Annotated in this window: 18 protein-coding genes; 7 read left to right on the forward strand and 11 right to left on the reverse strand. The window is 37.8% G+C overall.

Annotation, left to right across the window (positions count from 1 at the left end; translation table 11 throughout):
- Positions 1–2 precede the first annotated feature (2 nt).
- From HUN22_RS02585 to serA, 3 genes are all read right to left on the reverse strand, one after another.
- Positions 3–866: an EamA family transporter gene (locus HUN22_RS02585; protein ID WP_174726389.1), complete on the reverse strand. Its 864-nt coding sequence runs from the start codon at positions 864–866 to the stop codon at positions 3–5.
- Positions 867–958: 92 nt separating this feature from the next.
- On the reverse strand, positions 959–1,843 hold the full coding sequence (locus tag HUN22_RS02590; RefSeq protein ID WP_174726390.1) for an EamA family transporter: 885 nt from the start codon (positions 1,841–1,843) through the stop codon (positions 959–961).
- A 98-nt stretch (positions 1,844–1,941) separates the two neighbouring features.
- Positions 1,942–3,174, reverse strand: coding sequence for a phosphoglycerate dehydrogenase (serA, locus tag HUN22_RS02595; protein ID WP_174726391.1), 1,233 nt, complete (start codon positions 3,172–3,174; stop codon positions 1,942–1,944).
- A gap of 380 nt (positions 3,175–3,554) precedes the next feature.
- Here serA and HUN22_RS02600 point away from each other — a divergent pair, with 380 nt between their 5' ends.
- On the forward strand, positions 3,555–4,964 hold the full coding sequence (locus HUN22_RS02600) for an FAD-binding oxidoreductase (protein WP_174726392.1): 1,410 nt from the start codon (positions 3,555–3,557) through the stop codon (positions 4,962–4,964).
- 94 nt (positions 4,965–5,058) lie between these two features.
- A complete protein-coding gene (locus HUN22_RS02605) occupies positions 5,059–5,427 on the forward strand; it encodes a hypothetical protein (RefSeq protein ID WP_174726393.1) in 369 nt (122 codons plus the stop codon).
- A 45-nt stretch (positions 5,428–5,472) separates the two neighbouring features.
- Here HUN22_RS02605 and HUN22_RS02610 read toward each other — a convergent pair whose 3' ends face one another.
- Both HUN22_RS02610 and HUN22_RS02615 read right to left on the reverse strand, forming a co-directional pair.
- Positions 5,473–5,787, reverse strand: coding sequence for a putative quinol monooxygenase (locus HUN22_RS02610; RefSeq protein WP_174726394.1), 315 nt, complete (start codon positions 5,785–5,787; stop codon positions 5,473–5,475).
- Positions 5,788–5,800: 13 nt separating this feature from the next.
- Positions 5,801–6,388 (reverse strand): NAD(P)H-dependent oxidoreductase, encoded by a 588-nt coding sequence (locus HUN22_RS02615; RefSeq protein WP_174726395.1) that lies wholly within the window; start codon positions 6,386–6,388, stop codon positions 5,801–5,803.
- Between the two features lie 235 nt (positions 6,389–6,623).
- Here HUN22_RS02615 and HUN22_RS02620 point away from each other — a divergent pair, with 235 nt between their 5' ends.
- Positions 6,624–6,992, forward strand: a complete 369-nt coding sequence (locus HUN22_RS02620) for a hypothetical protein (protein ID WP_079748554.1) — start codon at positions 6,624–6,626, stop codon at positions 6,990–6,992.
- A gap of 368 nt (positions 6,993–7,360) precedes the next feature.
- Positions 7,361–8,590: an MFS transporter gene (locus HUN22_RS02625; RefSeq protein WP_174726396.1), complete on the forward strand. Its 1,230-nt coding sequence runs from the start codon at positions 7,361–7,363 to the stop codon at positions 8,588–8,590.
- A gap of 41 nt (positions 8,591–8,631) precedes the next feature.
- Here HUN22_RS02625 and yccS read toward each other — a convergent pair whose 3' ends face one another.
- The 4 genes from yccS to HUN22_RS02645 all read right to left on the reverse strand — a co-directional run bounded on the left by yccS (position 8,632) and on the right by HUN22_RS02645 (position 13,570).
- Positions 8,632–10,782 carry a YccS family putative transporter gene (gene yccS, locus HUN22_RS02630; protein ID WP_174726397.1) on the reverse strand — a complete coding sequence of 717 codons (2,151 nt, stop codon included), beginning with the start codon at positions 10,780–10,782 and terminating at the stop codon, positions 8,632–8,634.
- Positions 10,783–10,985: 203 nt separating this feature from the next.
- Positions 10,986–11,555, reverse strand: a complete 570-nt coding sequence (gene sodC, locus HUN22_RS02635; RefSeq protein ID WP_174726406.1) for a superoxide dismutase family protein — start codon at positions 11,553–11,555, stop codon at positions 10,986–10,988.
- A gap of 127 nt (positions 11,556–11,682) precedes the next feature.
- A complete protein-coding gene (locus tag HUN22_RS02640) occupies positions 11,683–12,801 on the reverse strand; it encodes an AI-2E family transporter (RefSeq protein WP_174726398.1) in 1,119 nt (372 codons plus the stop codon).
- A gap of 124 nt (positions 12,802–12,925) precedes the next feature.
- Positions 12,926–13,570, reverse strand: coding sequence for a ParA family protein (locus tag HUN22_RS02645; protein ID WP_174726399.1), 645 nt, complete (start codon positions 13,568–13,570; stop codon positions 12,926–12,928).
- Positions 13,571–13,730: 160 nt separating this feature from the next.
- Between HUN22_RS02645 and HUN22_RS02650 the strand changes: the two genes are divergently transcribed.
- Both HUN22_RS02650 and HUN22_RS02655 read left to right on the forward strand, forming a co-directional pair.
- A complete protein-coding gene (locus tag HUN22_RS02650) occupies positions 13,731–14,198 on the forward strand; it encodes a Holliday junction resolvase-like protein (RefSeq protein WP_174726400.1) in 468 nt (155 codons plus the stop codon).
- A 139-nt stretch (positions 14,199–14,337) separates the two neighbouring features.
- On the forward strand, positions 14,338–14,901 hold the full coding sequence (locus HUN22_RS02655; RefSeq protein WP_174726401.1) for a hypothetical protein: 564 nt from the start codon (positions 14,338–14,340) through the stop codon (positions 14,899–14,901).
- A 50-nt stretch (positions 14,902–14,951) separates the two neighbouring features.
- Here HUN22_RS02655 and HUN22_RS02660 read toward each other — a convergent pair whose 3' ends face one another.
- Positions 14,952–15,485: a hypothetical protein gene (locus HUN22_RS02660; RefSeq protein WP_174726402.1), complete on the reverse strand. Its 534-nt coding sequence runs from the start codon at positions 15,483–15,485 to the stop codon at positions 14,952–14,954.
- A 26-nt stretch (positions 15,486–15,511) separates the two neighbouring features.
- Positions 15,512–16,300: a class I SAM-dependent methyltransferase gene (locus HUN22_RS02665; RefSeq protein ID WP_174726403.1), complete on the reverse strand. Its 789-nt coding sequence runs from the start codon at positions 16,298–16,300 to the stop codon at positions 15,512–15,514.
- Positions 16,301–16,427: 127 nt separating this feature from the next.
- On the opposite strand from HUN22_RS02665, the gene HUN22_RS02670 reads away from it, so the two are divergent.
- Entirely contained in the window at positions 16,428–17,705 is a 1,278-nt protein-coding gene (locus HUN22_RS02670) for a hypothetical protein (protein ID WP_174726404.1), read from the forward strand.
- The last annotated feature ends 20 nt before the right edge of the window (positions 17,706–17,725 follow it).

The raw sequence follows: 17,725 nt of genomic DNA on the forward strand, positions 1-17,725 counted from the left end.
ACCTACGCAGCTTTTTTAGTACTTCTTAAAGTCACACCAATTGATGCCAGCATTACACAACCTAAAGCTACCCATTGCAGCATGCTGATTTCTTCGTGAAGTAATAAGAAACCCGTTAATGCTGCCAATGCTGGTGCTAAACTCGTTAGGGTGCCGTAAGTTAATTTAGTAAGTTGTTTGAGTGCCATTAAATCAAGTGCATATGGAATTGCAGTCGCTAAAACAGCAATAAGTAATGCTTTACCCCAGTACTGTGTTTCAAGTAATGCAGGAGCATTATGCCAGATGCTAATCGGTAGTAAGGTCAAGGCAGATAATCCAATTCCAATGGTTAAAGCATGCATTCCTATATTTTGGGTCACAACTTTCTGACCAAAATAAATATAGAAGGCCCAGCAAAATCCAGCACCTAGCGCGCAGGCAGCACCCACATAGGAAAAGTGATGCTGCGTTGGGTCTTGCCAAGGCACCATCAGTGCAATACCTAACATCGCAAATGCCACCCAAATGTAGTCGCTCTTTTGTTTAATAGAAAGTAGAGCTAGACCTAATGGACCAATAAATTCTAAGCCCACAGCAATCCCTTGAGGTAACTTGCCAAGCGACGTATAGAATAAAATATTCATGAGACCCAAAGATGCAGAGTACATCAATAAATCACGCCATTTTAAATAGGGTAAGCGTGACCAGATTTTCCATGAGCGGAACATAATGGCGACAATAACCGTTGCAAAACTCAGCCTCAAAACTGTAACGGTAAGAGGGTCTAAGATAGCGATGAGCTGTTTAGCAAATGAAGCGCTGATTTGATATGAGACCATCGACAGAATCATATATAGCACAGCAATAATGGGAAGATTCTGCATGGAAATACCCTAGGGCCTCATCTAATATTATTTAAAACTAACAAAGGTTAATTATAGCGAATGCCATGTTTTATCTCGTGGTTTTAGTCGTTTTAACTTACTGTTTTTTCACGTTCCTGACGTGCTTTTTGGGTGGTTATGGTACAACCGACCGAAGCTGCAATAATTGTTGCAAGTGCCAGCCATTGATTCCATAACAAATATTCACCTAAAAAGATAAAACCAGAAAGTGCAGCAACTGCAGGCTCCAGACTCATCAATGTTCCGAAACTTAAGGGTGTTAAATTACGTAGGGCTAGCATTTCTAAAGAAAAGGGTAATGCGCTGGCTAAAATTGCCAAACCAATAAAATAAAAAAGATAGGGGAGTTCGATAACTTGCCCTATTGAGCCTGAGAAAAAAGTAATAGGTAATAGGATGCATGCGCCCACACTCATTCCCAAGCACACCGTGTGATTGCCTGAAATACCAGAAGGTTTTTGCCCAGCAATAATATAAAGTGCCCAACACGCGCCTGCACTAATGGCAAATAATACTCCGATCCAATCCAAGCTATGAGCTTGATTAAAAGGAAATAATAAAATTAATCCAATAATCGCAAAACTCACCCAAACAAAATCATATTTTTGACGTGCGTGGTAGAGCGCCACACTTAAAGGACCGATAAATTCAAAAGCAACTGCGATCCCAATCGGTAGTCGTTCAATGGATAGATAAAAAAGTGCATTCATGCCAGCAAGCGCACAGCCATAGCTTAAAATTGCTTTCCATCGAACCTGACTAAAATTAATGCGCCAGATTTTAAAAATTAAAGCCAGAATACATGCTCCAATACATAATCGCATTGCAGAAACAGTAAGTACTGGAAAGTTTTGAAATAGGACTTTAGCCAAGGATGCGCTACTTTGAACGCTTAACATGGCAAGAATAAGAAAGCCCAAAGCGTGTAGCTGAGTTTTCTGGCTTGAAATGGACATTTTATTATTTGATCAATTGGTATACTTTTCACATGATAATGTAAATACCCATAAAAAAGCCACAGACAATGCTGTGGCTTTTGAATTTACAGTCTGTATTAGAACAATACGCGCACGCGAATTGTACCTTCAACTTCATGCAACATATCTAAAGCTTCTTGAGAAGCAGAAGCGTCAACATCCATTACGAGGTAACCGATGTCACCTTTAGTCATAAGTGACTGACCAGAAATGTTGATGCCTTGTTCAGCAAACAAGTTGTTGATTTTAGACAATACACCCGGTACGTTTTTGTGGATGTGCAATAAACGGTGTTGACCAGCTGTCAATGGCAATGCGATTTCTGGGAAGTTAACCGCAGAAAGTGTCATACCTTTGTCAGAGTAAGCAACAAATTTCTCTGCAACTTCTAAACCGATGTTTGCTTGCGCTTCCATAGTTGAACCGCCAACGTGAGGAGTTAAAATCACGTTGTCTAAGCCGCGAAGTGGAGACTGGAATTCTTCACCATTTGCTTTTGGCTCTTTCGGGAATACGTCAACCGCTGCACCAGCAATATGACCAGATTTGATTGCATCAGCTAGATCTTCAATCACTACACATGTACCACGTGCAGCATTTAAGAAAATCGCGCCTTCTTTCATTTTCGCAAATTGTTCTTTAGTGAAGAAGTTGCGTGTAGATGGAACATCTGGCACATGTAACGTTACAACATCTGCAGTTGCTAAAAGCTCATCTAAAGAACCAACTTGGCGAGCATTACCCATCGGTAATTTAGTTACTGCATCATAATAGATGACATGCATACCCAGGCTTTCAGCAAGAACTGAAAGTTGAGAACCGATGGAACCGTAACCCACAATACCTAAAGTTTTGCCACGAGTTTCAAAAGAACCGACAGCAGACTTGTCCCAACCACCACGATGACAAGCCGCTGATTTTTCAGGAACACGGCGAAGAAGAAGAATTGTTTCAGCAAGTACAAGCTCTGCAACCGAACGCGTATTTGAATACGGTGCGTTGAATACAGGAATACCACGTGCCATCGCTGCTTTAAGATCAACTTGGTTTGTTCCGATACAGAAACAACCTACAGCGATCAATTTATTTGCAGCTTCGAAAACTTCTTCAGTCAATTGGGTACGCGAACGAATACCAATAAAGTGAGCTTCTTTAATTGCTTCTTTAAGCGCTTCGCCTTCAAGAGCAGTTTTACGATAGTCAATATTGGTGTAACCCGCAGCGTTTAGAGTATCGACTGCGTTTTGATGAACGCCTTCTAACAAAAGGAAACGGATTTTATCTTTAGGTAGTGAAAGATGTTGGCTCATTACGGCTCCGCTACAAAGGCCAAATTTGGTGGCGGTATAATAACATACTGGGCAGCGCTATAGATATTTCGTTTATACCATCGCCTTATGGCAATTTTATCTATGTCTAATTACTTCTGTTTATGGGCTTGTCGAGCATTTCCAAATATGCTTTGTAAGTTAGTTAAATGTGATTTTTTTCTGAAAGCCCAATCGGAAGTATTTATTTAGGTTAAACATGTTTTGTAGTGACAGTATCTCTATTCTGAACTTTATCGCATGCGCGGATACATGTAGAATATAGGAGTTCCTTGAACATTATGGCTTTGCTCAGGTGAAAACCTTGAGAAATATGAGGTCATAGTCCCACCACAGTTTACTTCTTGCTAGGTCTGCAAACGATGAATGCTCCAGTCGCTTTAACACCTGAGTTACTCACCCAATTAACAGCAATCGTAGGTGAAAACCGTATTAAAACCGATGCTGATAGTCTCGAAAACTGGGGTAAAGATCATACCAAGCATTTTAATCCGAACCCATCGGTCATCGTTTTTCCGTCAACGACTGAACAAGTTCAGGCAGTGGTAAAGCTTGCGAATCAGTTTAATGTTGCGATTACACCGTCAGGTGGTCGTACTGGTCTCTCTGCCGGTGCGGTAGCAACCAATGGTGAAATTGTCATTAGCATGGACAAAATGAACCAGATTCTTGAGTTCTTCCCAGCAGATCGTATGGTTCGTGTACAAGCTGGTGTTGTGACTGAGCAATTGCAGAATTATGCAGAAGAACAAGGTATGTATTATCCAGTGGACTTTGCGTCAGCAGGTTCTAGCCAGATTGGCGGTAATATCGGAACAAATGCCGGTGGGATTAAAGTTATTAAATATGGCATGACACGTAACTGGGTGCTTGGTTTAACCGTAGTGACTGGTAAAGGCGATATTCTACGTTTAAATAAAGGCATGGTTAAAAATGCAACCGGTTATGCATTACAGCATTTGTTTATTGGTGGTGAGGGCACATTAGGTTTAGTCACCGAAGCTGAAATTAAACTTGAGCGTCAACCACAAAACTTACAAGTTTTAGTTTTAGGTGTTCCTGATTTTGATGCAGTAATGCCTGTATTACATGCGTTCCAAAAAGATATCGATTTAACTGCATTTGAGTTCTTTGGTGAACTTGCAATGCAAAAAGTTTTAGATCATGGACATGTACAACGCCCATTTGAAACTCAATGCCCGTTCTATGTATTACTTGAGTTTGAAGCTCCATATGAGCCGATTCTCGATAAAGCAATGGAAATTTTCGAGCATTGTATGGAGCAGGGTTGGGTACTTGATGGCGTAATGAGCCAGAGCCTTGATCAAGTAGAAAGCTTATGGCGTTTACGTGAAGATATTTCTGAATCAATCGCGCCGTTTATTCCATACAAAAATGATATTTCAGTATTAATTACTCACGTGCCTGCGTTTATTCGTGAGATTGATGCAATTGTTCAAGATAACTATCCTGATTTTGAAATTTGCTGGTTTGGTCATATCGGTGACGGTAATTTACACTTAAATATTTTAAAACCTGAAAACTTAACCAAAGATGAGTTCTTTGCGAAGTGTCAGGTTGTGAATAAATATGTGTTTGATACCGTGAAAAAATACGACGGTTCAATCTCTGCCGAACATGGTGTCGGTATGACGAAAAAGCCATATTTGGAATATTCACGTTCGCCTGAAGAAATTGAATATATGAAAGCTTTAAAGAAAGTATTTGATCCGAAAGGTTTGATGAACCCAGGCAAGTTATTTGATCTTTAAATTAGATCTATTTTGTAGAACTACATAGTTTCTACAGAGTAACCGACAAAGCCATAGCATCATAAAGCTATGGCTTTTATTTTTGGTGATAAGAATGCAACGTTTATTTTTAATTTCAGCGCTTTGTGCTGGACTTTTCACTGGGTGTGCGACGACCAGTAAATTAATTCCTTTTGTGGGTTCGGAAACTCCGATGCAACAAGTACTTAAAGCTCAACCGGAGATCGTAAAAGAGCACAATAATACCTCAGTTCAGCAAGTATTTAACCGAGTAGAATCTCCAACAGTTTCCCGTATTACCGTGATTCAAACAGGTTTAATGGATGATTCTGTTTCTGCAATCCGAACAGAATATTCATTTAAGCTGCTTGATGAAAAGTGGCAATTGCAAAATAAGCAAAAGAGCTATCAATGCGCGAGAGGGAAAGGCTCTAGAGGTTTTCAAACGCAGCTTTGCTCTTAAAAATAAAAAAGACGATAAATATATCGTCTTTTTTAATGACCTAAATTATACGCCGCTTTCTAAAATTTTAATTTTGACATCAACAACATCATTTTTAACAGCTGCATGATGTGCTTGCATATGTGGGGTAGCTAAATGTGCTTCAAGATGAGCCACACTTTGCCATTTTTCTAGCATGACAATTGTGTCAGGTTCTTGAGTCTGGAAGCTCGCATTTGAAATGTGATCAACTAAAGGTTCATAACCATGACAACCATCTTCTGCTAAAACAGTTGGAATGATTTTTTGAAAGGCATCCAATACGTTCTGACGATGCTGTCCACCCGATTGAGTACGAATTTCCGCAATAATGGTTAGCATGGATTTCTCCTTATTAGGCTGCTGCAAATACAGTATTTAAGTGTGCTTTATATTCTTCAACATAACGATTAACGTCAGGCATTTTAATCACGTCATTTACAATAAATGTTGGAAGCGAACTCATGCCTAAGAACTGATTGGCTTTATGAAATGGTAAATAAACGCCATCTACCCCTATGCCGTGGAAGAACTGATCTGCATCGTCAAATGCTTCCATTGGTGCATTCCAAGTGAGTGATAGCATATATTTTTTGTCATGAATTAAACCACCTGAACCATATTTTTTTGAGGCATCAGAGCGACTACGACCATCACTTGCATAAAGTGAACCATGACCCGTGGTAAAGACATCATCAATATACTTTTTGACTGTCCAAGGTGCACCCATCCACCAGCCTGGCATTTGATAAATAACAACATCTGCCCATAAGTATTTTTCAACTTCACTTTCAGCATCATAATCCCTATCTGCATGGGTGACTTGAACTTCGTGGCCGAGTTCCGTGAGATGTGTGGTTGCGAGGGTGGTTAATGTGTCATTTAATTCACCATTGGAATGGGCAAATTGTTTAGCGCCATTAATCACTAAAATCTTACTCATGGGAGTTGCTCTCATTAAATTCCTGTATTTAACGCCTACTCTATGAAATTTACTGTTGTAGAAAAATGCATGAATTGGAAAAATATTGTTGATAAAAAATCAATAATTATTGGGGGTTTTATTTTAAATTAATATAACTAATTAATATCAATAAATTTATGACTATTTACAAAGCTCAAAAGGAAAAAGTGGCCTATTAGCTTTAGCATTAATTTGGGGTAAATAGAGGGGTAGGATAATGAAAAAAAATTGTTTGTTGATTATTTTCAGCTTAAGCATATTAACGGCTTGTGCTCCGCCTCAAAATTCTTCAACTCAACTTGCTGATAGTCCGATACAGGCTGTATTACTTGATCAACCAGATCTTTTAAATGATGCAACCAATTTAGATATTTCACAGCAAATGAATGCTGCAGATGATCCTTCCAATGCGCAAGTTACTATTTTGCAGACAGAACCTAGTCCAGATGCGGTGTCGAAAACACGTACTGAATATTTATTAAAACGAGATCAGCAAATCTGGAAAATTGTGAATAAAAAGCAAAGCTATCAATGTACAAAAGGGGAGGAAACCACAGACTTTCAAGTTAACCCTTGTCCTTAATGCTTAATTTTTTATCGAATATGTGGATAACTTTGAGTTTGTGCACAACCATAATTTGCATGCCTTTTTGTGTAAAAAACTGAAATTTAAGCTTCTTGAAATTGCATGATTGCTGATCAATTTAAAAAGTGCTATTGTTGCGCTCGGCAATTGTGCCAATTGGTAAAAATTACCGAATCTCACGTCATATATTTTTTCTCGTTTTAGACACCTTGTGAATACGGTGTTTCACACTCTAAACATGCACTCTCACGGCATATAACAACTTAACTAAAGATTGATTGACCATACATGTCATCGTCATGACTACATCTTATTTTATAGGTAGTCATAGAGACATATGGCCGCTATTTTGAAGTGTACAACTCATGAAAAATATTCAAACGGCAACGTTGAACCGTACAACGTTGATGTTTCCTTTGGCCTTAGTGCTATTTGAATTTGCGGTTTATATTGGTAATGACCTGATTCAGCCAGCCATGTTGGCAATTACTGAAGACTTTGGTGTAAGTGCAACTTGGGCACCATCTTCGATGTCATTTTATTTATTAGGTGGTGCATCTGTTGCATGGTTACTTGGACCTTTGTCGGACCGTCTCGGACGTAAAAAAGTACTATTAGCAGGAGTTTTATTCTTTGCTCTATGCTGTTTTTTAATTTTACTTACGACGCAAATCGAGCAATTTCTAGCTTTAAGATTTTTGCAGGGAATTGGCTTAACCGTAATTTCAGCTGTTGGTTATGCGGCTATTCAAGAAAGCTTTGCTGAACGTGATGCGATTAAAGTCATGGCACTCATGGCAAATATCTCATTACTTGCGCCCTTGCTAGGACCTGTACTTGGCGCTTTCTTAATTGATTATGTGTCATGGCATTGGGGCTTTGTCGCCATCGCTGTATTGGCATTACTCAGTTGGATCGGGTTGAAAAAACAGATGCCAAGCCAGCAAGTCAGTGTAACTAAGCAACCCTTTAGCTATCTTTTTGATGATTTTAAAAAGGTGTTCACTAACCGCCATTTTTTAGGTTTAAGCCTTGCATTACCGTTAGTTGGCATGCCTTTAATGCTATGGATTGCTTTATCTCCAATCATTTTAGTAGATGAATTAAAGCTTACCAGTGTGCAATATGGCTTAGCTCAATTCCCCGTATTCTTGGGTTTGATTGTAGGCAATATCGTTTTAATTAAAATTATTGATCGTCTGGCTTTAGGTAGAACGGTCATGATGGGTTTACCTATTATGTTGTTGGGTACACTCATTTTAATATTAGGTGTGGTGTGGCAAACCTATCTCATACCTTGTTTGCTTATAGGCATGACACTCATTTGTTTTGGTGAGGGAATTAGTTTCTCGGTCTTGTATCGTTTTGCACTCATGTCATCTGAGGTATCAAAAGGAACAGTTGCAGCAGCAGTTTCAATGTTACTGATGATGAGCTTCTTTGTAATGATTGAACTTGTACGTTATCTCTATACACAATTCCATTTATGGGCTTTTGCATTGTCTGCATTTACCTTTATTGCTCTTTGGTTTAGCCACCCGCGAAGTGCTTTGAAGCAGGAAATGCAAGAAAGACTGCAACAAGGCAACAATTAAATAAAAAAATACCGGAATTGATATTCCGGTATTTTTTTATTCTACTTAATCTCTTGTTCTAAAAGTTTGCCTTTAAGGGTTAATAATTCAGGCAAGGTTTCTAATAATAAGCTAATTTGTTTTAACACAAGCGTATAGTTCTCTGAAAAATGCTCATGAGTAGTTAGGCTTTGAATCTGCGCTAAAGTCTGCTCAAGGAAATTAAAGTCAATATAAGCCGGATCAAATAAGCTCTGTTTAAGAATTTGCTGACAATCCAGTAAGAGTTGTAATACCTGTTGATCATTAATTTTCTGTCGTTGACTTCCTAACGCTGCCACATAACTCAGTTGGCTGTGGCTATAAACCAAATAACGAAAAGCATAATGGATGAGTTGAGGGTTCGGGTTGGGCTCAGCACTTAGGCTCGAAATCATGTTGGATAGCTCAATCTGAGCGTTATGCGCAGCACGACGAATTCGGCGGTACTCTATATCCTGATTTTTGCCATATTGATATTGCTCAACAATCACATTGAAATAATCTAAGGTCGCTTTGCTGCTTTTATTAATATTATTGGGGATGTTTCGAAAGTTCCAGTCGGGCCAAATAAAGTTTACGGCAAGCCATGCAATAAAGCAGCCTAATAAGGTATCTATCAGTCGAGGCAAAATAATACTGTAGCCAGCTCCTTTTAAGTTGAAAATTAATAGCACCATGAGGGTGGCCATGAGCGTAGCTAAAGCATATTTCTTTTGACGTAAGTAAAAAAAGCAGACTCCACAAATAATTGTAATGATGAGCTGACCTTCAATACTCGGTACAAAATATAAAATAGGTATTCCTAATAAAACACCGAGTAAGGTACCAATCGTTCTTAGTTTAAGACGGCTTTTAGTCGCAAAATAAGTAATCTGACAAACAAACAAACTGGTGAGTAAAATCCAGTAACCATGCTGCGCAAACGGTAATAATGAAATTGCATAACCTGCTGCAAAAACCACAGCAATTCGTATGGCATGCCTAAACAGCGCTGACTGTGGCGTAAGTTGTTGCCGAAGTTTTAAGATCAGATCTGAAAATCCTTGAATATCGTCATCAAGTAAATTTAAGTGTTGTTGTCTTGTTTGAGTGCTATTTTCAGGAACAGGTTGGGCATATTGCAGTTGTTCGAACTGTTCATGCATTCCTTTTAAATTATCAAAAATAAGTTTTAAATTTTTAACTTCAAAATTTTGTGGATGCTGTTGTATCCAATCTTTTAAAGAACTTTCCAAATGTCCTAGTACTTTCTGACTTTCTTGCGAAGGCTGATATGGTTGGTTATATAAAATACATTGGGCTAATTCCTGACAAGCTTGTGCTTGTAGGCGTAGATTTTTTTGGAAACGGAAAATAAGATCACTACGGCTAAAATTCTGTTGAATATGTTCGTAATGTAAATAATTTGAAGTGGCTTGCTCGTGAATGTCCCGTGCAAAAAAATACAGGTTTAGCCAATAAATACTTTTATTACTGACTCTGGAAGCTTTGAGCCGAGTAAGTAGCGAACTGCGTATTTGATTGAGGCTTTGGGCAACTTGTGTGTTTTGTAAGGACAGTTCATATAAAAGCTGTTCAACATTCTCTTTATTGTCCGGATCAAACAAACGTGCTTTCGCTTGCAGTAGAGCAGAAATTTCTTGAAAGATTTGTGATAGTTTGTCTTGTAAGGGAAGTGTAGGTTTAATAATAAAGAATAAAATAGAAGTTAAACCGTACCAGAGAGCGCCATAAACAAAATAAGTAGGCTGTTGATACCAATGTGCATATTCGCCTAAACCGAACATACTATAAATAGAGAGCAAAATAGTACCAAAAGAAATCGTGGCATAACGTTGCCCTAAGGCACCTAGTAAAATAAAAAAAGCGCTTGAGATAGAGAGATATAAAATAAAGAAAATTTTGTAAGGAGCTAAAAAGCCAAGAATACTACTGACTGTAAAAAAGAGCAGGCATACATAAATTAAGTTACGTAACCGAATGCTTAAGCGATCATCAAAGTCTGTTAAGGCTGCTGCAATTGCGCCTAAAGTTACAGGAACAATAAGTTGATTATAGCCCAGCCAAAGCAAACCTAAAGTTGTGCCTGTGAGTACAATCAAGATTTGCAGGCAATAAATTAAAATGGAGTTTGTCTTAAAGCTATTAAATATTTGGGTCAGATAATTCACGGCTTTTGTTCTAAATTAGAGAATACGTGAGAAAGCAGTATGTAACTTTAAATTTTTATTACTTCAAAAATATTATTCTTTTTATCTACAAAAGTCAGTCATTTTTTAAGATTTTATTAGACTTAAATCAAGTTGTAACGATCAATAAATTAACAGAATTGTGGATATCTTTTTAGATACCCACAATTTAAAAAATACATCAATTATTTAATCACACCACACGCAATTCGTGCTCCGCCACCGCCAAGAGGTTGAGGTGAGTCTGAGTAATTGTCGCCACCAGCATGGATCATAATAGCTCGACCTTGAATATCAGCAAGTTTTAATCGAGGTGCGATCACGGCAGTAGTCGCAACACCCGTATTATCGACAACTAAAACAGGTAGATCACCTAAATGGCCAGTTGTTGGCGTACCGTGATGAGGTGCTTGGTTCGGGTTATAGTGACTACCAGCAGCTAAAGCAGCGCCAGGTTTTCCATCTTTTACAGCTGGTTCACAAGAGGCATTTTCATGAATATGGAAGCCGCGTGTACCACTTGGTAAGTCAGCAAGAGCAGGGGTAATAATTAAACCTTTATCACTATCTTGAAAGCTAATGGTACCTATTTTTTTGCCAATACCATTAGCGGTTACTTCATTTACATCGACCACTTTTTTTGTATGTATAGTCGTTAATGCGTGAGCCGTGTCGGATACAGTTTTTGAGACCGAACTACAGCCGACTGCAAAAAAAACTGTAAGCGCACAGACTGCGCTAATTTTATTAAACATCTTCATGATTGGATGTCCTTATAAATCTATATGAGATTGTTTGATTCAAACAAACGAATGTCTAACCTACAAGTTAATTTAAATGGTTAATTTGTATCTAGAAACATTTTTAAATTAAATAAATACGTCATTCTTTATCGCTAGAAGATTCACTTTCAGAATCATAAATCATAGTCGTTTTAGGCATAGGTTCAGGCTCAATCGTTTCATGCAACCACTCGCGCCAAATTGCTAATAAAATAGCCAATATTACTGGTCCAATAAATAGACCTACCAAGCCAAAACTCGCAATACCACCCAACACACCAAACATAATTAGTAAGAATGGGATTTTGGTGGCGCCAGAAATAACCAGTGGGCGGATGACATTATCTGAGCTACTTACAATCAGTACACCCCATACAACGACACCAATCGCTTCCATGGTTTGTCCTTGTGAGAATAACCATAAGCCCACGCCTAAATAGGAGATTGGGGTACCAAACGGAATTAAAGCCAATAAGAAAGTAGCAATGGTGAGGACCATAGGGTTTGGTACACCTGCTACGAAGTAACTTAATCCAGCTAAAACAGCTTGAGCAATAGCAGTTAAACCCACACCATAAACGACTGCACGAGTTGTTTCGGAAATCGTATCAAGATAATGATGAATCCGAGGGCCAATGATCATTTCTAAAGCTTTGCTCACCTGAGATAAAATGAGCTGACCATCACGATAGAAGAAAAATAGGCTAAATACGGCAAAGCCAAGTTTGACAATATTTTTACTAATTTCACCGAGCAATACACGGCCATAACTTAAATGGCTTTGTACCCAAGCAGCAATATTTTGAATCGTACTATTAGGATCGTTATTTAACTCATTGAGTGTACGAGAAATTTCTTTACCGACAAAAGGAAGATTACGTATAAAATCCGGAACGCTTAAATGACCAGAAAAAACCTGACGTTGTAAGTCAAAATATAAGTTGCGTCCTTCATGCTGTAAAATGAAAATAGCACATGTAAAAGGGATACCAACAACCAAAATGACCAGACTAATCATGAGTGTTGCATTTAAAGTATTACGGGTTTCTCCAAAAAAACGCTGAATTCTTAAATAAATAGGCCAAGTCATATAAGCAATGATGGCAGCCCAAAGTACAGGAACAATAAAGTATTTCAGGATATTAAATCCTAAAAAAATTAAAATAAAAAACAGCCCAAACAATAAAACGCGCTGTAAATTAGGAGCGTATGGATGCACGAACAATATTTCTCTAATTTTCTACATAGAATAAAGTCATATTAACTGAAAAATAACCTGAGGCAAATTTTAAGGCTCTAATATAAAGAACCTTATACATCTGGTTTTAGAGGCAAAAACTCCTTTAAAACCATTCAGCTTTATCTTCAATTAACCTGTTTAGAACCGGTTGCCATTGATTTTGAATGGTAATAAAGTTTTTTTGTGGTTTATCAAAAATACTTAAGCCCTGCATTGCCAAACTGCCATATGCAGTGCGTTCAGAAATCCATGCCACAGGTTCTTGTTCAATTTTTTCAAAAAACTGTTGAATATCTTTTGAGCTCGCACTGTTCGGTTTTACGCGATTAGCAAGAAGTAAAATCTGAACTTTACCTTTACGAATGCGTTTAATATCTTGTAAATGCTTCAAAAATCGACGAGTACTGTCTATATCAAAAAATGAAGGCTGAAGTGGGGTAATAATGGCATGAGCTTCACTTATGAGCTGTTCAGCGTGCTCACCTGAAAGAGCACCAGGCGCATCAATAATTAAATAGTCCAGATTTTTTGGAGCATCACCAATTGATTTTTCATGACGCCAGTCTAGGCTTTGAATTGTTGTGACTGTATTAGGGCGCTGTTTTAACCACTGTAAAGCCGATTTTTGATTGTCCGAATCTGCTAATGCTACTTTATATCCTTTTTGTGCCAATGCCGTTGCCAACGTAATGGCCGTCATGGTTTTTCCGCATCCGCCCTTTTGATTTGCAATAAGTATCGTTTTCATAAATCCAATTATTTTCAGCAGCACATTTGTTTATGTTTTATACCTTAGCATCTTTTTGTTAGAAGTAGATGACCACATTTGACAAAAGTTTAAGTTGTTTTGTTCTTTTAGATATGATTGCAGATCTGTCATGATGATTTGTGTTTGCTAAGGAAAATTTATGTCTGTATGGCTTGCCATGCTTATTGGTGCTGGTATTGGGATTATTCTCACGACTCTTATTTTATCAAATACTCGTAATGGTCGAATTCGGGCTGAATATGAGCAATATATTGCTGAACTTGAACTAGAGCATCAACAAGCCCTTACTCAAGCGCAAAAGAGAAGTGTAAATACAAGCCGTGCAGTGTTGAAAGGAAAGATGGCAGAACAATTTGCTCCTGTTTTGCCTGAATTTCAGTATTTACCAAGTGATGCAAAATTCATGGGTGATCCGGTGGACTATATTATTTTTGATGGATATACCGATTTTCGGGATGGCGATGGTACGGCAGAGGACATCAATATTATTCTACTTGATGTAAAAAGCGGTGGGGCTAGACTGACTAAAGGCCAACAGGCAATTGCCCAAGCTGTACAACAAGGTAATGTTCGATTTGAGACTTTGAGAATAGATTTTGAAGATTAACGAGCTGTTTAATTCAGCACAAAAATAGACGAAATTGATCTGTATTGTTACTAAATTCCGATATTTTTTTCATCGCTTAAAGCTACTATTAATTGAAGATCTATTGACTTTGATTGAGCAATATTTGAGGTGTAACACGATGAAAAAACAAAGTTTGATGATGGGCTTACTCGCCGTGATTGGCATGAGTTCAACATTTGCATCGACCTCAAGTGAATATAATATTGCCAATGGTTTGAGCCCGATAGAAAAAGATCAATCTATTTCTGTATTACAGCCTTTTCAAGGAAATTTCAGAATCCTGGGTTCAAAAGTTTATCAAAATGATGAACAAGCTAAATTTTCTCCTATCGACTATGCAGTAAGTTGGGGATTGTTTGCCCAGCCTGAAATCGCACGTCATATTTCAGTGAAACAATATGACCGTTATTTAAACTGGAAAATTCCTAAATTACCTGTTCCAGCAGAGCAAGCAATGCAAATGGTGTCTAACATGCACATCATTCCTGCAAATCCTGAGATTGCTCAGCAGATTAAACAAGTTAAACGTGGTGATTTAGTTTATCTAAAAGGTGACCTTGTCGAGATTAAAGACAAAAATTTAGTCTGGAAATCGTCGCTTACACCAACTGATACAGGTGATGGTGCTTGTGAGCTATTTCGTGTGCAATCTATTCATTGGGTTGAAAAGCAAAATATATAATTTAAAAAGCCTTCATAAATATGAAGGCTTTTTTATAAGCACTATATTGCTTATTTCTGTTGCGATGCTTTCCAATATTTTAATTGATTTTGCGCTTGTAAATAGTCGGCAAGATCATTGATCTGTTCATCTTTATTGGCTTGCTTATCACTCAAGTGTTTTTCTTGGTTTTCCCAATATTGATAAAGTAAACCCTGAATGTACCGGCCTTGCTCAGTTTTTAAATCTAAATCTTTTAACATGGTCAGAGCAGAGCGCACATTATCAAGAGTACGCTGTTGCTCAAATTCTGTAGTCAGGGTTCCAGCTTCATGCATTTTCGCTAATTCGCTTTCCATCTCGTCACTCATTTCTGTAAAGCGACGGTCATAATCTTCTAATAACGCAATATCGTGTGCATCATCAGTAGTGGCTGGGAATGTCTTAACAGGTCTTTCATTCAGTTTTTCTAACACCTGATCGGTAGACGAGGTGGCAGAAGGTTGCTCCATCTTAGCAGGCTCATCCGCTTTTTTACAGGCAGTAAGAAATAGGCTAGAGCAAAGCAAAGACATTAATATGATTTGAGGTGTTTTCTTCTTCATAACTTTCAACCAAACCTATTCACTAATTATTTAACGGGTAACGTACTTTTCTGAAAGTGATATGCATATGTGACATATGGAAAATCAATCTGATCTTGAGGACCCAATCCCGTAAAATCATAAACAATTTTTTCGAACTGTGCTTTGAGCTGTAGCTGATCTTTCTCAGTCATTGCGGCAATAAAACTCGTAGAGAGTAAACGTTTACTCACGACTTGTTCGACAGAACCGTGTTGTGACTGTGTGAATGTTTGTAGGCTATCAAATACGAATAAATCTTGTTGTTCAAATACGCGTTTCCACTTTTCACTATGATAACGAGGTGTGTCACCTTCAAGTGGGAGTAGGAAGTCAGCTAAAGCCTTGACCCAATCTGTACGTTCGTCTCGTTGATTCCAAACGAGCCCTAAATGTCCTTCTGGTTTTAATACTCTATGCATTTCTGTTAGGGTATCGAGGTTGTCAAACCAGTGAAAAGATTGTGCACAAATAATGGCATCAATTTTACGGTCTGCTACAGGAATTGAATGGCTAAAAGCCTGTAATGTTTTGATATCAGGATAAACTTGTTGAAGCTGCTGTAACATCTCGCCAATTGGCTCAACTGCAATAACATCTGCATGTGTTTGTTTTAAGTAGGGTAAGAATTTGCCAGTACCCGATCCAAGATCAATAACAGTAGATTTTTCCTGTATTTGTAGGTAATTTTGCAGCCAACTTACTATTTCTGCGGGATAATTGGGTCTAACTTGCTGATATAGTTCAGCAGCTGAACTGAAGCCTTTTTGAGCGGCAGGATGTAAGGATTGTGTCATATTTTGCGCTTTTTAATCTGACTGGCATCTATAAAATAAGATACTCCGCAATCATAAATTGGCAAAACACCTATTTTGTTTCATTTTTGACGTTGTATGTGGGAGTAAATTTTCTTTCGGTGTGAGCATGGATAAGCAAATTATTTTTGAAGACGAACACATTAGAGCCATTTTTTTACCAGGCAATTCTAATACATTGGTTCTCTCTTTTGGCGATTTGATTACCCGAGCGAGTGGCTTATCTATCAATGCTGAAAAGTCCCTAATTAAATACCAATATAATGTTATTGGGGTAATGCCAAAACAAAAATCATGGTTTCCTCAAGCGAGCATGATTGCGCTGGCAAAAGCGATTTCGCCTATTTTAGAAGGCTTTAAAAATATTGTGGGTTATGGCGGTTCAATGGGTGGCTATGCGGCAATTAAATATTCTAATTTATTGAATATGAATCGTGTGATTGCATTTGTGCCTCAATATTCAATTGATCCTGAGCAGGTTGAAGATCGACGCTATGCTGAGTTTTTTGATGCAATAGCAAATAAAGACATGCAGATTCAGTCTCAAGATATCGATTCAGCACGTGAATACGTCATTGTTTATGACCCTTATTTTTCAACTGACCGTGAACATTATCTAAAAATAAAAGAGCTGCTACCAAACTTACATACAATTCATTTGCCATTTACTGGTCATGAAGCGTTGTCTGTATTGGCAAGTTCAAGTTTATTACATGATTTTATTGAACATGACTTTGATGAAATCTATTTTTATCAGCAGGTTCGTAAGGTCAAAAAGCAAAGTAAATTTTATTTCCGCAATGTACTTGCGCATGTTCTTACCCATCATGACGAAATGTTATTAAAAATATTGCGTCAAAATGATTTTCAGCTCGATGAACGTTATTTTGATAACCCACTTAAACAAGCTATTACACGTAGCCTGATAAAGACTAAGCAAGCAACTGAGCTAGACTTTCAAAAGTTGGGTATTAAAGTACAGCGAATTCAAGAAGCTGCAAATTATAACGAAGGCTTGCAGACCAGCTTTGGTTCAATTTTGGTATTCAACCTCATCAATTCAAAGTTTGAAAGCTATACGCTAGATACTCTGCTGGTAAGTAAATCTTATTTGGTTCCAATTGTGGCTGAACACACTGGTGTGGTGCATATTAAATTAAATAATGAAATTTATTTGTTAGCGATGAATGATCGTAAGATCATTAAATTGTTCAAGAATGAAGAGCCTTTAACGTCGGATATGAACCCGTTTGTAGTCAAAAAATATTCTGACTCTTTTGCGATTAGCTACAAGCAACTAAATTTATCTTGTGATGAACAAGGGCTGTGTGAATTTACAGAAGGTTCGATTCAATCTACAGAACAGTTGACCACCATCAGCTATTAAAACTTGATAGTGTTTAAATA

This window comes from Acinetobacter lactucae, assembly GCF_013344765.1.
Taxonomy (GTDB): domain Bacteria; phylum Pseudomonadota; class Gammaproteobacteria; order Pseudomonadales; family Moraxellaceae; genus Acinetobacter; species Acinetobacter lactucae_A.

Bases quoted from the DNA above. Each gene is read 5' to 3' on its own strand.
- HUN22_RS02650 (WP_174726400.1), top strand. From the start codon at position 13,731: ATGTCTGTATGGCTTGCCATGCTTATTGGTGCTGGTATTGGGATTATT.
- HUN22_RS02660 (WP_174726402.1), bottom strand. From the start codon at position 15,485: ATGAAGAAGAAAACACCTCAAATCATATTAATGTCTTTGCTTTGCTCT.
- HUN22_RS02645 (WP_174726399.1), bottom strand. From the start codon at position 13,570: ATGAAAACGATACTTATTGCAAATCAAAAGGGCGGATGCGGAAAAACC.
- HUN22_RS02625 (WP_174726396.1), top strand. From the start codon at position 7,361: ATGAAAAATATTCAAACGGCAACGTTGAACCGTACAACGTTGATGTTT.
- HUN22_RS02670 (WP_174726404.1), top strand. From the start codon at position 16,428: ATGGATAAGCAAATTATTTTTGAAGACGAACACATTAGAGCCATTTTT.
- HUN22_RS02615 (WP_174726395.1), bottom strand. From the start codon at position 6,388: ATGAGTAAGATTTTAGTGATTAATGGCGCTAAACAATTTGCCCATTCC.
- HUN22_RS02610 (WP_174726394.1), bottom strand. From the start codon at position 5,787: ATGCTAACCATTATTGCGGAAATTCGTACTCAATCGGGTGGACAGCAT.
- HUN22_RS02665 (WP_174726403.1), bottom strand. From the start codon at position 16,300: ATGACACAATCCTTACATCCTGCCGCTCAAAAAGGCTTCAGTTCAGCT.
- HUN22_RS02590 (WP_174726390.1), bottom strand. From the start codon at position 1,843: ATGTCCATTTCAAGCCAGAAAACTCAGCTACACGCTTTGGGCTTTCTT.
- HUN22_RS02655 (WP_174726401.1), top strand. From the start codon at position 14,338: ATGAAAAAACAAAGTTTGATGATGGGCTTACTCGCCGTGATTGGCATG.
- serA (WP_174726391.1), bottom strand. From the start codon at position 3,174: ATGAGCCAACATCTTTCACTACCTAAAGATAAAATCCGTTTCCTTTTG.
- HUN22_RS02585 (WP_174726389.1), bottom strand. From the start codon at position 866: ATGCAGAATCTTCCCATTATTGCTGTGCTATATATGATTCTGTCGATG.
- HUN22_RS02605 (WP_174726393.1), top strand. From the start codon at position 5,059: ATGCAACGTTTATTTTTAATTTCAGCGCTTTGTGCTGGACTTTTCACT.
- sodC (WP_174726406.1), bottom strand. From the start codon at position 11,555: ATGTTTAATAAAATTAGCGCAGTCTGTGCGCTTACAGTTTTTTTTGCA.
- HUN22_RS02600 (WP_174726392.1), top strand. From the start codon at position 3,555: ATGAATGCTCCAGTCGCTTTAACACCTGAGTTACTCACCCAATTAACA.